Source organism: Streptomyces sp. 147326 (genome assembly GCF_045000215.1).
Lineage (GTDB): Bacteria > Actinomycetota > Actinomycetes > Streptomycetales > Streptomycetaceae > Streptomyces.
This window is the reverse complement of record NZ_CP134201.1, coordinates 5,841,451-5,854,506: the sequence shown is the minus strand read 5'-3', so window position 1 is coordinate 5,854,506 and position 13,056 is coordinate 5,841,451. Positions and strand designations below refer to the sequence as shown.

General features: G+C 70.8%; 11 protein-coding genes and 1 pseudogene. 2 read left to right on the top strand and 10 right to left on the bottom strand.

Annotated elements, in window-relative coordinates; genetic code table 11:
• Positions 1 to 13: 13 nt before the first annotated feature.
• The 9 genes from RIU97_RS26770 to RIU97_RS26730 all read right to left on the bottom strand — a co-directional run bounded on the left by RIU97_RS26770 (position 14) and on the right by RIU97_RS26730 (position 10,536).
• Positions 14 to 1,534, bottom strand: coding sequence for a CHAD domain-containing protein (locus RIU97_RS26770; RefSeq protein ID WP_404960136.1), 1,521 nt, complete (start codon positions 1,532 to 1,534; stop codon positions 14 to 16).
• A 49-nt stretch (positions 1,535 to 1,583) separates the two neighbouring features.
• Complete coding sequence (gene rodA, locus RIU97_RS26765; protein WP_404960135.1) at positions 1,584 to 2,783, bottom strand: rod shape-determining protein RodA; 1,200 nt, start codon at positions 2,781 to 2,783, stop codon at positions 1,584 to 1,586.
• A gap of 12 nt (positions 2,784 to 2,795) precedes the next feature.
• On the bottom strand, positions 2,796 to 4,976 hold the full coding sequence (gene mrdA / locus RIU97_RS26760; RefSeq protein ID WP_404960134.1) for a penicillin-binding protein 2: 2,181 nt from the start codon (positions 4,974 to 4,976) through the stop codon (positions 2,796 to 2,798).
• 13 nt (positions 4,977 to 4,989) lie between these two features.
• Positions 4,990 to 5,697, bottom strand: a complete 708-nt coding sequence (mreD, locus tag RIU97_RS26755; RefSeq protein WP_404960133.1) for a rod shape-determining protein MreD — start codon at positions 5,695 to 5,697, stop codon at positions 4,990 to 4,992.
• Between the two features lie 13 nt (positions 5,698 to 5,710).
• Complete coding sequence (gene mreC / locus RIU97_RS26750; protein WP_404960132.1) at positions 5,711 to 6,658, bottom strand: rod shape-determining protein MreC; 948 nt, start codon at positions 6,656 to 6,658, stop codon at positions 5,711 to 5,713.
• Positions 6,659 to 6,791: 133 nt separating this feature from the next.
• Entirely contained in the window at positions 6,792 to 7,811 is a 1,020-nt protein-coding gene (locus tag RIU97_RS26745) for a rod shape-determining protein (protein WP_008738981.1), read from the bottom strand.
• A 306-nt stretch (positions 7,812 to 8,117) separates the two neighbouring features.
• Positions 8,118 to 8,528, bottom strand: a complete 411-nt coding sequence (gene ndk / locus RIU97_RS26740; RefSeq protein WP_030710854.1) for a nucleoside-diphosphate kinase — start codon at positions 8,526 to 8,528, stop codon at positions 8,118 to 8,120.
• 97 nt (positions 8,529 to 8,625) lie between these two features.
• Complete coding sequence (locus RIU97_RS26735) at positions 8,626 to 8,994, bottom strand: DUF4233 domain-containing protein (RefSeq protein ID WP_404960131.1); 369 nt, start codon at positions 8,992 to 8,994, stop codon at positions 8,626 to 8,628.
• Positions 8,995 to 8,997: 3 nt separating this feature from the next.
• Entirely contained in the window at positions 8,998 to 10,536 is a 1,539-nt protein-coding gene (locus RIU97_RS26730) for a bifunctional folylpolyglutamate synthase/dihydrofolate synthase (RefSeq protein WP_404960130.1), read from the bottom strand.
• A gap of 117 nt (positions 10,537 to 10,653) precedes the next feature.
• On the opposite strand from RIU97_RS26730, the pseudogene RIU97_RS26725 reads away from it, so the two are divergent.
• Positions 10,654 to 11,121, top strand: a pseudogene (locus RIU97_RS26725) (rod shape-determining protein); the annotation flags it as partial.
• Here the strand turns inward: RIU97_RS26725 and RIU97_RS26720 are convergent.
• Complete coding sequence (locus tag RIU97_RS26720; protein ID WP_404960129.1) at positions 11,057 to 12,208, bottom strand: sensor histidine kinase; 1,152 nt, start codon at positions 12,206 to 12,208, stop codon at positions 11,057 to 11,059. The pseudogene RIU97_RS26725 and the gene RIU97_RS26720 sit on opposite strands and share 65 nt — an antisense overlap.
• 150 nt (positions 12,209 to 12,358) lie before the next feature.
• On the opposite strand from RIU97_RS26720, the gene RIU97_RS26715 reads away from it, so the two are divergent.
• Positions 12,359 to 12,964, top strand: coding sequence for a vitamin K epoxide reductase family protein (locus RIU97_RS26715; RefSeq protein ID WP_404960128.1), 606 nt, complete (start codon positions 12,359 to 12,361; stop codon positions 12,962 to 12,964).
• Positions 12,965 to 13,056: the final 92 nt, after the last annotated feature.

The following is a 13,056-nucleotide window of genomic DNA, read 5'->3' as shown; positions in this document are numbered from 1 at the left end:
TCCACCCACATGATCATCCCAACGCCGCCCGCAGCGCGGGGTCCGAGGCCTTCGCCCAGATGCCCGGAAGTTCCCGTTCGCGCCGCTCGGCCAGGGCCTCCTCGCGGGCGTAGAGGACACCCCAGGTGAACGCGGACTCGCCCGCGCCCGCAGCCTGGGCCGCGAGGCCGCGCAGGGCCTCGCGGGCCACCACGCTGTCCTGGTGGTCGCCGAGCAGGCTCTGGACCTTCTTCCCCGCCTTGGCCAGGCGTTTCGCCGGCTTGCCGAGGGCCGGTACGGCCGACTCCGCCGCGTACCGGAGGCGCTTGGCCGCCTTGCGGGCGTCGTGCAGGGCCAGGTCCCGCTCCTGGCCCTGCGCCAGGGTGAGCGCGCCCTCGACGCGCACGGCGAGGCGCGCGTAGTCGCCGAGCACCGCCTTCGGCAGGACGGCCCGCGGCTCCGCGTCGGCGCCCTTCCGCAGCGGCGGCGCCTCCAGCAGGGCGTCGAGGGAGTCCAGGAGGGAGACGTACCGCTCGCTGTCGAGTACGGCCAGGGCCCGGCGGCGCGACGCGGAGCGCCGGGTGGCGTTCCACACCCGCAGCCGGCTGCGGACCGGGCCGGTCACCAGGGTGCGCGGCAGCTCGCCGAGGCTGGTCTGGATCCGCTCCAGCAGGACCTCCTGGTCGCGGTCGACGCCGAGTTCGGCGGCCAGCCAGCGCAGCTCCTCGCCGATCGGGTCGGTGACCGCCCGGTCGAGCACCTTGCGGTACGTCTTGAAGGCACTGCGCAGCCGCCGGGTGGCGACCCGCATCTGGTGGACGGAGTCCGGCAGGCTCCGTCGCACGGCCGGGTCCTGGGCGATCAGGATGTCGCGCTGTTCGCGCAGGTACGCCAGGACGTACGCGCCCGCCGTGCCCTCGGGGCCGCCGCCCTCGGGCCGGGCCGGGGGCACGGCGTCGGTCTCCACGAGCGCCCGGGAGAGCTTCGAGGGGGCGTCCGAGACCCGGAGCCCGGCCTTGCGGAAGGTCTTCTCCACGGCATCGAGCAGTTCGGGGTCCACCCCGTCGGCGAGTTCCACCTCGACCTCGGTCCAGGAGGCGCTGGCCTGTCCCCGCTCGGCCAGGACCTCGTCGGTGCTCAGTTCCGCGAGGAGGGCTCCGCCGGCGTCGAGCAGGTGGCTGACACGGCGCGAGGAGACCAGCCTGACCTGCGGCTGGAGTCCGGTGCCGCGCACCCGGGAACGGACGAGGGCGGCGAGGGCGGGCGGGACGGTGTCGCTGAGCGCGGCCGTGACCTCGTCGCGCACTCCCGGGGAGACGGGCAGTTTGAGGTGCCAGCCCGCGTCCGCGCCGCCCGTTCTGCGCCGCAGCGTGAGGCCGTCGGCGGCGAGCCGTTGGTCGGGGGTGTCGTAGTACACGGCGTCGAGGTCGACGGTGCCCTGGTCGGAGACGGCCGCGATCGCGGCCGTGCCCGTCAGGTCCGGCACCCCGCGCCGGGCAGATTTGGCCTTGGAGAACTCGAATTTACGCTCGATTTCGCGCTTGGTGTCCGCCATAGACCGAACTTAGTCCTGAACGGATCACGGCGGCAGGGTGAACAGGAGATCAGGCTGACAATGGCCGTTGGACCTTGATCGACTGCAGCAGTCCGATCGCCACCCACACCGCGAACATCGACGAGCCTCCGTACGAGACGAACGGCAGCGGCAGCCCGGCCACCGGCATGATCCCGAGGGTCATCCCGATGTTCTCGAAGGACTGGAAGGCGAACCAGGCGATGATTCCGGCGCAGACGATCGTCCCGTACAGCTCGGTGGTCTCCCGGGCGATCATGCAGGCCCGCCACAGGATGACGGCCAGCAGGAAGAGGATCAGCCCGGCCCCGAGGAAGCCCAGCTCCTCCCCCGCCACGGTGAAGACGAAGTCGGTCTGCTGCTCGGGCACGAACTGGCCGGTCGTCTGCGAGCCCTTGAAGAGCCCCGAGCCGGTGAGACCGCCGGAGCCGATCGCGATGCGCGCCTGGTTGGTGTTGTAGCCGACGCCCGCGGGGTCCAGCTCGGGGTTGGCGAAGGCCGCGAAGCGGTTGATCTGGTACTCGTCGAGGACGCCGAGCTGCCAGATCAGGACGGCGCCGCCCGCGCCGGTGCCGAGGAGTCCGAGCACCCAGCGGTTGGAGGCGCCGGAGGCCAGCAGCACGCCGAGCACGATGACGATCATGACCATGACGGACCCGAGGTCGGGCATCAGCATGACGATGCCCATCGGGGCGGCGGCCAGGCAGAGTGCCTTGACGACCGTGCGGTGGTCCGGGTGGGTGAGGTCGCCCGCGTCCACCCGGGTGGCCAGCAGCATCGCCATGACCAGGATGATCGTGATCTTCACGAACTCGGAGGGCTGGAGGGAGAATCCGCCGCCGATCACGATCCACGCGTGGGCGCCGTTGATGGTGGCGCCGAGCGGGGTGAGCACGGCCAGGATGAGCACCAGCGAGAGCCCGTAGAGGACCGGCACCGCACCGCGCAGGGTGCGGTGGCCGAGCCAGACGGTGCCGATCATCAGGACGAGGCCGATGCCGGTGTTCAGGGCGTGCCGGGCCAGGAAGTAGTACGGGTCCCCCTGGTTCAGCTGGGTCCTGTTGCGGGTCGCCGACCACACCAGCAGGGCGCCCATGAAGGACAGGGCGAGCGCGGAGAGGAGTATCGGCCAGTCGAGCCGGCGCACCACGGAGTCTCGGGCGGTGAGCCTGGCCATCGCCCCGCGCTCGGGCGCGTACCGGGAGACGGAGAACTTGTTGGCGGTCTGCATGTCTTTCGGTCCTCAGTCGTGCCGTGCGGGGGGCGGGGCGGGCGGCCCGGCGAGGGCGGGCGGTTCCAGTTCCTCCGGGGACGGCGGCACGTACGGCCGGATCTCCGGGGAGTCGATGGAACCGTCGGGGCGGATCTTGGGCAGCTTCGACTCGGGCTGCAGCAGCAGGGCCTTCTTCAGGTCCTGCTTGCCGGCCATGTCGAGACCGTAGATGGCGTTGTAGAGGTTGCGGACGGCGGGGCCGGAGGCTCCGGAGCCGGTGCCGCCCTGGGAGATCGTCATGACGATCGTGAAGTCCTTGGTGTAGGTCGCCAGCCAGGACGTGGTCTGCTTCCCGTACACCTGGGCGGTGCCGGTCTTGGCGTGCATCGGGATCTTGTCCATCGGCCAGCCGATGAACCGCCAGGCGGCGGTTCCGCCCGGCTCGGCGACCGAGCGCAGGCCCTTGTCGAGGTCGCTGACGGTCTTGGCGCTGATCGGCAGCCTGCCGTGGGACTGCGGCTTGATCATCTCGATGCGCTTGCCGTCAGGGCTGATCAGGGCCTTACCGACCGTGGGGTTGTAGAGGGTGCCCCCGTTGCTGATGGCGGAGTACGCGGTGGCCATCTGGATGGGGGTGACGAGGACGTCTCCCTGGCCGATGGCGAAGTTGATGCTGTCGTAGGCCTTCAGCTGGTTGCCTTCGAGGCAGCTCTCGTAGGCGATCTGCTCGACGTAGGTGCCGCCCCGCTTGCCCTGCTTGCACCAGGAGTTCTTGTTGGCCGCCCAGAAGCTCTGCTTCCACTGGCGGTCGGGGATCCGGCCGGTGACCTCGTTCGGCAGGTCGATGTGGGTCTCGGAGCCGAGTCCGAATTCGCGGGCGGTCCGGTAGAACCAGTCGTGGGCGTTCTTCTTGGGCTTGAGGCCGCCGTCGCGCTGCCACTCCTTGTGGCCGAGGGCGTAGAAGACGGTGTTGCAGGAGAACTTGAGCGCGTCGCCGAGGGTGATGGGGCCGTGGCCCTTGGACTCGAAGTTCGCGAAGCTCCGGCCGCCCATGTTGTAGGAAGCGCTGCACTGGTACTTGTCGTTGAAGTCGTAGCCGGCCCGTACGGCCGCGCTAGCGGAGACCACCTTGAAGATGGAGCCCGCGGGGGCCTGGCCCTGGATGGCCCGGTTGAGCAGCGGGTAGTTGGAGTTCTTGCTGGTGAGCCTGGCGTAGTCCTTGCCGGAGATGCCGCCGACCCAGGCGTTGGGGTCGTAGTCGGGCTGGGAGGCCATCGCGACGACGCGGCCGGTCTTGGCCTCCATGACGACGACGGCGCCCGAGTCGGCCTCGTACTTGCGGCCGGTGATGTTGTCGGTCTCGTGGCGGACGACCTTCATCGCCTGCTGGAGCTCGAACTCGGCCACGGCCTGGACCCGGGCGTCGATGCTGGTGATGAGGGTGGACCCGGCGATGCCCGGGTCGGACTTGGTCTGGCCCATGACCCGGCCGAGGTTGTCGACCTCGTACGAGGTGACCTCCGCCTTGCCGCGCAGCTGCCGGTCATAGGTGCGTTCGATTCCGGAGCGGCCGACCTGATCGGACCGCAGGTGCGGCGAGTCGGTGTCCTTGGCCTTCTGGATCTCGTCGTCGGTGACCGGCGAGAGGTAGCCGAGCACCTGCGAGGTACGGGCCCCGCCGGGGGCCGGGTAGCGGCGTACGGCGGTGGGCTCCGCGGTGATGCCGGGGAAGTCCTCGGGGCGCTCGCGCAGCTGGAGCGCCTGCTGCGTGGTGGCCTCCATGGTGACCGGGATCGGCTGGTACGGGGAGCCGTTCCAGCAGGGCGCGGGGGTCTGCGAGTCGCAGAGGCGGACCTTCTCCATGACCTCCTTGGGGGTCATGTCCAGGACGCCGGCGAGGCGGGTCATGACGCCCTTGCCCCGGTCCTTCATCTTCATCAGCGCGGTCCGGCTGGCGGAGACGACCAGCCGGGTCTCGTTGTCGGCGAGGGGGACCCCGCGGGCGTCGAGGATCGAACCGCGCACGGCGGGCTGGACCACCCGCTGGACGTGGTTGCTCTTGGCCTCGTGGTAGTACTCCGCGCCGTTGCGGATCTGCAGGAACCAGAGCCGGCCGCCGAGGGTGACCAGCATCGAGAGGATGAGCACCTGCATGATGACGAGCCTGATCTGCACCCGGGAGGTGCGGCCGGTCTCCGGAACGTTCGTCATGCCTGCTCCTCCCTCACAGCTTCTTGACGCTCTTCACACCCTTGACTGCCTTGACGCCCTTTATGCGGACGGCCTTGTTGGCGCGGGAGCGCGCGGTCTTCAGCCGCAGGCCGCCGCGCTGGCCGCCGATGCGCAGGCCCGTACCGCCGGCCAGCCAGCCGGCGGAGACGTAGGCGGCCTTGTTCGTGGGGCCGCCGCCGGCCTCGACGGCCATCGGGTCGTTCTCGGCGCGCCGGGCCAGGGCCATGATGAACGGCACCGTGAACGGCGCGAGCAGCAGGTCGTAGAGGGTCGCGGTGAACAGCAGCCCGGTCAGGCCCACGTGGCGGGCGGCGGTGTCGCCGACGAGGGCGCCCACGCCCGCGTAGAGCAGGGTGGAGCCGATCGCGGCGGCGACGACGGTGAGCAAGGGGCCCCAGGCGGAGCGGAAGCGCCCGCCGTCGGGGCGGACCAGCCCGCAGAGGTAGCCGATGACGCACAGCACGAGCGCGTACCGCCCGGCGGCGTGGTCGGCGGGCGGGGCCAGGTCGGCGAGGAGACCGGCGGCGAAGCCGATCAGGGCTCCGCTGACGTGCCCGTACACGAGTGCGAGGGCGACGACGGTGAGGAGCAGCAGGTCGGGTACCGCGCCGGGCAGTTGGAGCCGGCCCAGGACGGTGACCTGGACGACGAGGGCGACCACGACGAGCGTGGCCGAGAGCAGGATCCGGTTGAAGCGCATGGGCGGTCTGCTCCTACTCGTCGGCCGGCTTGCCGGGCACGCTGGCGGACCCGGACGGGGTCACCGTGACGGTGACCGTCGGGGTGGGCTTGGGGGCCTCGGGCTTGGGCGGCAGCACGGCGTCACGGGGATCCTCGCGCGGCGGCATCACGACGACGCCGACGATGTCCAGGCGCGAGAAGGCGACGGCCGGATTGACCCAGACGGTGCGGGTCAGGTCGCCGCGCGAGGGGTCGACCTTGACCACCTCGCCGATCGGCACGCCGGGCACGAAGGGCTTGTTGCCGCGCGAGCCGAAGGTGACGAGCCGGTCGCCGGGGTTGATCTTGGCCTTGCCGTTGAGCATCTGGACGGACATCGCGCGGTCGCCCTGGCCGGTGGCGAAGCCGAGTTCGCCGGTCTTCTCCAGCCGGGTGCCGACGGTGAAGTCGGGGTCGTTGGCGAGGACGACGGTGGCGGTGTCGGGGCCCACGGTGCTGACCCGGCCCACGAGCCCGTCCCCGTTGAGGACGGTCATGTCGCGTTCGATGCCGTCCTTGCTGCCGGCGTCGATGGTGACGGTCCAGGAGAAGCCCTGGGCCGCTCCTATCGCGATGACCTCGGCGCCCTTGATGCCGTACTGACCGGCGCCCGCCCGCTTGAGCATCTCGTCGAGCTCGTGGATGCGGCTGCGGGTCTGCTCGTCGCTGCCGAGCTTGGCCTTCAGGGCCGCGTTCTCGCGCTCCAGTGCGGCGATGCGGTTGTGCCGCTCGCCCGAGTCCCGTACCGCCCCTATGGCGTTGGCGACCGGATCGACAGCGGTCGCCACACCCTTCTCGACCGGCCCGAAGACCGCTGCCGCGGCCTGCCGGGCACCGTCGACCGGCGACTCCTCGCCTGCCCTGATGTCCACCGTGATCAACGCGAACGCGATGGCGATCAGAAGCACCAGGAGCAGCCGGCTTTCTCGTGTGTCCCTCACGTGCGGCGGCCGTGCCTTCCTCGTCGGAATTCTCTTTTGCCTGTATATCAACGATCCGCCGTACGGGTCCGGTAGCACCCGTACGGCGGATCCTTGTGTTCCGCATGGCCCCTCCGGCAGGGAGGGGTGTCTGTCAGCGACGGGGCTGGGCGTCCAGGACCTGCTGGAGCGCCTCGAACTCCTCGACGCACTTGCCGGAGCCGAGCGCCACGGAGTCGAGCGGGTCCTCGGCGATGTGGATCGGCATGCCGGTCTCCCGGCGCAGCCGCTCGTCGAGGCCGCGCAGCAGGGCGCCGCCGCCGGTCAGGACGATGCCGCGGTCCATGATGTCGCCGGAGAGCTCCGGCGGACACTTGTCGAGCGTGGTCTTGACCGCGTCGACGATGGCGTTGACCGGCTCCTCGATGGCCTTGCGCACCTCGGCGGCCGAGATGACGACCGTCTTGGGCAGGCCGGAGACCAGGTCGCGTCCACGGATCTCGGTGTGCTCGTCCTTGTCGAGGTCGTACGCCGAACCGATGGTGATCTTGATCTGCTCGGCCGTGCGCTCACCGAGGAGGAGCGAGTACTCCTTCTTGATGTGCTGGATGATCGCGTTGTCGAGCTCGTCGCCGGCCACCCGGATGGACTGTGCCGTGACGATTCCGCCGAGGGAGATGACGGCGACCTCAGTGGTGCCGCCGCCGATGTCCACGACCATGTTGCCGGTGGCCTCGTGGACGGGCAGGCCCGAGCCGATGGCGGCGGCCATGGGCTCCTCGATGATGTGCACCTGGCGGGCGCCGGCCTGCGTGGACGCCTCGATGACGGCGCGTCGCTCCACTCCGGTGATGCCGGAGGGGACACAGACCACGACGCGCGGACGTGCCAGGTACCGTCGCTTGTGGATCTTGAGGATGAAGTACCGGAGCATACGCTCGGTGATCTCGAAGTCGGCGATGACGCCGTCCTTGAGGGGCCGTACGGCGACGATGTTGCCGGGCGTGCGCCCGATCATCTTCTTCGCCTCCGAGCCGACCGCCAGAATGCCGCCGGTGTTCGTGTTGATGGCGACCACGGACGGCTCGTTCAGGACGATCCCCCGGCCCCTCACGTACACCAGCGTGTTGGCGGTCCCGAGGTCGATCGCCATGTCACGGCCGATGAACGACATGTTGTTCCCCTTGTTCCCCATGAGGAGCGTCTGGCCTTCCAGTTGATAGCGGCTGCTGTCAGGTCGGCGAGGTGGGTGTGTGGGTGGAGGCCCCATCGTAGTCACGGTTGTACCGACACCGCGCGACGGGACTCCGGCAATCCCGCCGGAATGGATACCCGCCCCCTTAGTGGTGACGACGTGTCCTGCCCAGGCGTTCCCGCTTGTGCCGGTAAATACCGAAGGGCGACCGAAATTACTTCGGTCGCCCCAGGTCATGAGCGCTATTTGGCTGATGTCTCGTCAGGAAAGAGTGCTCCAAAAGAGTCAGAGAGCGGGGAAGAACAGCTTCAGCTCGCGCTCCGCGGACTCCTCCGAGTCCGAGGCGTGGATCAGGTTCTCCCGGGTGACGGTGCCGAAGTCGCCCCGGATGGAGCCGGGCGCCGCGGCGATCGGGTCGGTGGGTCCGGCCAGCTGGCGGACACCCTCGATGACGCGTTCCCCTTCGACGACCAGGGCGACCACGGGACCGCTCGCCATGAAGCCCATGAGGGGCTCGTAGAACGGCTTGCCCTTGTGCTCGCCGTAGTGCGTCTCCAGGGTCTCCTGGTCCAGCGTGCGCAGCTCCAGGGCGGGAATGGTCCAGCCCGCCTTCCGCTCGATGCGGCCGATGATCTCGCCGACCAGACCACGACGGACGGCGTCGGGCTTGAGCAGGACGAGGGTGCGCTGGGTCATGTTTCGGCTCCTTGCGGCAAACGGGTGCGGTGGGACGAATCTACAGGGCCATCAGGGGCCGTCCGGCCGGTCGCCGGCCGGGCCCGGAGGGGACCCGTCACGCGGTGTCGGGCGCCGCGGACGCCGCGGACGCCTCCTGCGCGGCCGCCCAGCGCTCCTTGATCGTGTCGATCTTCCGGCCGTAGTGCACCGAGCACCACCACAGGCCGGCGAACACCGCGCCGAGGAAGAACATCGTCGGGACGACGAACCCGCTCACGATCAGGCCGATCTGCAGGGCCCAGCCCAGCTGGACCGCCCCGGGACGCGACAGCATCCCGCACAGCAGCACCGACAGCAGCATCGCGACCCCGCACACCGTCCAGACCGCGGCCTGGGTCAGATCGGGGTCCTTCATCGCCACCAGCCCCGCGAAGCCGATCACGAAGAACTCGCCAATCAGCGTGCTCGCACACAGCGTGCGCATCCCTCAGCCCCTCTTCAGCAGCAGGCGGGCCTCGCCCACCGTGATCACGGAACCGGTCACCAGGACCCCGGCCCCTCCGTACTCGGCCTCTTCCTCCGCCAGGGTGATCGCCGCCTCCAGGGCGTCGTCCAGCCGCGGCTCCACCTGCACCCGGTCCACGCCGAAGACCTCGACCGCGACGGAAGCCAGCTCGTCCGCGCCCATCGACCGGTGGCTGGAGTTCTCCGTCACCACCACTTCCGCGAAGATCGGCTCGAAGGCCTCCAGCACCCCGCGGACGTCCTTGCCCTCGCTCGCGGCCACGACCCCGATCAGCCGGCTGAAGCCGAACGACTCGGTCACCGCCTCCGCCGTGGCCGCGGCACCCGCCGGGTTGTGCGCGGCGTCCAGGACCACCGTCGGGCTGCGCCGCACGACCTCCATGCGGCCCGGCGAGGTCACCGAGGCGAAGGCCCGCTGCACCGTCTCCAGGTCCAGCACCCGCGCGTGCTCCTGGCCGATCCCGAAGAAGGCCTCGACCGCCGCCAGCGCCACCGCCGCGTTGTGCGCCATGTGGGCGCCGTACAGCGGCAGGAAGATGCCGTCGTACTCCCCGCCCACACCGCGCAGCGTCAGCTGCTGGCCGCCGACCGCGACCTCGCGCGAGACGACGCCGAACTCCATGCCCTCGCGGGCCACCGTGGCGTCGACCTCCACGGCCTTCTTCAGCAGCACCTGCGCCGCGTCCACCGGCTGCTGCGCCAGGATCACGGTCGCGTCCTGCTTGATGACGCCGCCCTTCTCCACGGCGATCTCGCCGGGCGTGGAGCCGAGCCGGTCGGTGTGGTCCAGGCTGATCGGGGTCACCACCGCGACCGAGGCGTCGATGACGTTGGTGGCGTCCCAGCTGCCGCCCATGCCCACCTCGACCACGGCCACGTCCACGGGCGCGTCCGCGAAGGCCGCGTAGGCCATTCCGGTGAGCACCTCGAAGAACGACAGCCGGTACTCCTCGGCGGCGTCGACCATCTCCACGTACGGCTTGATGTCCTGGTACGTCTCGACGAACCGCTCGGCGCTGATCGGCGCCCCGTCGAGGCTGATCCGCTCGGTGATCGACTGCACGTGCGGGCTGGTGTAGCGCCCGGTGCGCAGCTCGAAGGCGTTCAGCAGGCACTCGATCATGCGGGCCGTGCTCGTCTTGCCGTTGGTGCCGGTGATGTGGATGGAGGGGTACGCGCGCTGCGGCTCGCCCAGCACGTCCATCAGCGCCGCGATCCGCGACACCGACGGCTCCAGCTTGGTCTCGCCCCAGCGGGTGGAAAGCTCCTGCTCCACCTCCAGCAGTGCCTTGGCGACCTCCGGGTCGACGGGCGGGGCGGGTACCGGGTCGCCCTGGGGCGGTCCGGCCTGGGCGCGCAGGGTGCGGCTGCCGGCCTCGATCACCGCCAGGTCGGGGTCGCGGTCGGACTCTTCCGCCACGATCTGGTCGAACTCGTCGAAGGTGCCGGCGAGGTCGTCGTTGTCGTCGCGGTCGTGGCTCTCGGGCTGCTGCTCACTCACAGGGCCAGTCTACGGACGGGGACGAGCAGGACTTTCGGCCCGGCCGTTCAGGGACCTTCGGCGGCCAGAGCGACCGGATCGTTATGCAAGCCTTGCGAGCAGCAGATAGGGGGACAAATGCCGCAGGACAGCACCAACAAGACGGCTACCAGCCGCGACATGGGGATAGACCTGGGGACGGCCGACACCCTCGTCTACGCACGGGGGCACGGAATCGTCCTCAATGAGCCGTCCGTGGTCGCCGTCGAAGCGGGCACCACCACCGCCCTGGCCGTCGGATCGGACGCCAAGGAGACCATCGGCTGCACCCCCGGCTCCATCACCGCGATCCGCCCCCTCAAGGACGACGTGATCTGCGACTACGAGGCCGCCGAGGAGATGATCCGGCACTTCGTGCGCAAGGCCGTCCCCGGCCGCCGGCCCCGCACCCGGATGGTGATCTGCGTGCCGTCCGGGGTCACCCCCGTCGAGCGCGAAGGCGCGGGCCGCCCGGGGGCCACCCGTCTGGCCGTCTGGCCGTCTAGCCGCGCGGCAGCGTGGCCACGACCTCGTACGCGTCCTCCGTGCGCCTCGCCGTCAGGGTCCCGCCCAGGCTGCGTACGCGCTCGGACATGCTCGCCGTGCCGGAGCCCGCCGAGACGGGGGCCCGGCCCGGGGTCCGGGTCGGCAGCGCGTTGCGGACGGCGATCCGCAGCTGCGGGCCGTCCGCCGCGATCGACACGTCGATGGTCTCCCCGTGCGCGTGCTTGGCGGCGTTGGTCAGGCACTCCTGCACCACCCGGTAGACCGCCGCCTGCCGCAGCGGCGACAGCCCGTGCGCCTCCCGGTCCATGGCGAGCCGCACCGGCGACCCCGCCCGCCCGCTCTCCTCGGCCAGCGCGGGCAGCCCGTCCACGCCCGGGGTCGAGGCCCGCTCCCCGCGCTGCACGATGATCTCGTTGAGCACCAGATGGGCCCGGCGCGCGGTGTCGGCCAGCTCCTCGAAGTCCTTCGCGTGCGTCGTCTCGCGCGCCCGCACGGACAGCACCTCGGAGCGCACCGTCAGCAGGGTCAGTTCCCGCCCGACGAAGTCGTGGACGTCGCGGGCGACGGAGGTGCGCTCCTGCTGGACGGCCTGCAGCACGGCGGACTCGGCCCGCCGGGCGGTGAGCTCGCCCACCAGGTCGTGCCGGTAGGCGGCGATGCCCACCGCCGAGGCGAGCACCCCGATGGGCACGAACAGGCCGAGGAAGCCGCTGAGCGTCCCGGCCTTGTCCGCCGCCCAGCCCGGCACGCAGGAGAACAGGAGCAGCGCGAAGCCGACGTACCCGATCGTGGCCGGGACCGCGGCCCGGCGGCCCCGGTAGCGGCCCACCGAGTACAGCGCGAACTGGATCAGGGTCAGCTCGTGCAGCCACCCGATGAACAGCAGCGCGGCCAGGTACGAGATCCAGGGCGTCCGGCGGCGCACCAGGAGGCTCGCGCAGCCCACGGCGAGCACGACGGCGGCCGCGGGCCCGCTCAGCGAGTTGTCGGCGGCGGCGAGTCCCGGCAGGTCGAGGGCCATCAGGCCGAGGCAGCTCAGCGCCGTGAGCACGTCCAGCGCGCGCGGTGACCCGGCCCAGCTCTCCGCCAGCCGACGGCCGGAGGCCACCCACCGGTGGTACGCCGAGACGACGGGCTTGACGAGCATGCCCTCCATCATCCGTGGTCAGCGGATCGGATCGGATCAGCCGGGACCGAAACCTGAGTGATTTAGGGCACTTCGGACAGGTCGGAGGTCCCGGCATCCCGCGACCTTGCGCCCTGCCGCAGGCCGCCGGGGCCTCGTAGCCTCGGAAGAATGACGACCGGAACGACCACGGGACCGACCGCCGGTACGGCGACCGGAGCCGCCACCCGCCGGGGCAGCGGCACCGGCACCGCCCTGCTCCTGCTGATCGGCGGCCTGATCGGCACGCTGGCCTCCGGAGTCCTCGCGTACGACCGCGTCCGCACCCTGGAGGACCCCCTCTTCACCCCGGGATGCAATGTCAGCGCCGTCCTCAGCTGCGGCGACGTGATGACCACCTGGCAGGGCAATCTGCTGGGCTTCCCGAACACCCTCCTCGGCCTCGCCGGCTTCGCGGCCCTCGCCGCGCTGGGCCTGGCCCTGGTGGCCGGGGCGGTGTTCCCGCGCGGGCTCTGGCGCGTCCTGTGGGCCGGCCTCGCCGCGGGCTTCGCCTTCACGGTGTGGCTGATCGGCCAGTGCCTGTACGTGATCGGCGCGCTGTGCCCGTGGTGCATGGCCGTCTGGGCGGTGATGATCCCGCTGTTCTGGTACGTCACGCGGCACCTGGCGGCGCCCGGCTCCCGGCTGCGGGCGCTGCCGCACTGGCTGGTACCGCTGGCCGCGTACGCGGTGCTGGCCGCGCTGGTCCTTTCGGAGTTCGGCACCCGCCTGCTGTGAGGGCGTCCCCCGCACGGGGAACGCATAGGGCGAAGGCCCCCGTACCGACCGACGGTGCGGGGGCCTTCGCCTTGTCGCCTGCGCCTACGGAG

Bases quoted from the DNA above. Each gene is read 5' to 3' on its own strand.
- RIU97_RS26770 (WP_404960136.1), bottom strand. From the start codon at position 1,534: ATGGCGGACACCAAGCGCGAAATCGAGCGTAAATTCGAGTTCTCCAAG.
- rodA (WP_404960135.1), bottom strand. From the start codon at position 2,783: ATGCAGACCGCCAACAAGTTCTCCGTCTCCCGGTACGCGCCCGAGCGC.
- mrdA (WP_404960134.1), bottom strand. From the start codon at position 4,976: ATGACGAACGTTCCGGAGACCGGCCGCACCTCCCGGGTGCAGATCAGG.
- mreD (WP_404960133.1), bottom strand. From the start codon at position 5,697: ATGCGCTTCAACCGGATCCTGCTCTCGGCCACGCTCGTCGTGGTCGCC.
- RIU97_RS26745 (WP_008738981.1), bottom strand. From the start codon at position 7,811: ATGTCGTTCATCGGCCGTGACATGGCGATCGACCTCGGGACCGCCAAC.
- ndk (WP_030710854.1), bottom strand. From the start codon at position 8,528: ATGACCCAGCGCACCCTCGTCCTGCTCAAGCCCGACGCCGTCCGTCGT.
- RIU97_RS26735 (WP_404960131.1), bottom strand. From the start codon at position 8,994: ATGCGCACGCTGTGTGCGAGCACGCTGATTGGCGAGTTCTTCGTGATC.
- RIU97_RS26720 (WP_404960129.1), bottom strand. From the start codon at position 12,208: ATGCTCGTCAAGCCCGTCGTCTCGGCGTACCACCGGTGGGTGGCCTCC.
- RIU97_RS26715 (WP_404960128.1), top strand. From the start codon at position 12,359: ATGACGACCGGAACGACCACGGGACCGACCGCCGGTACGGCGACCGGA.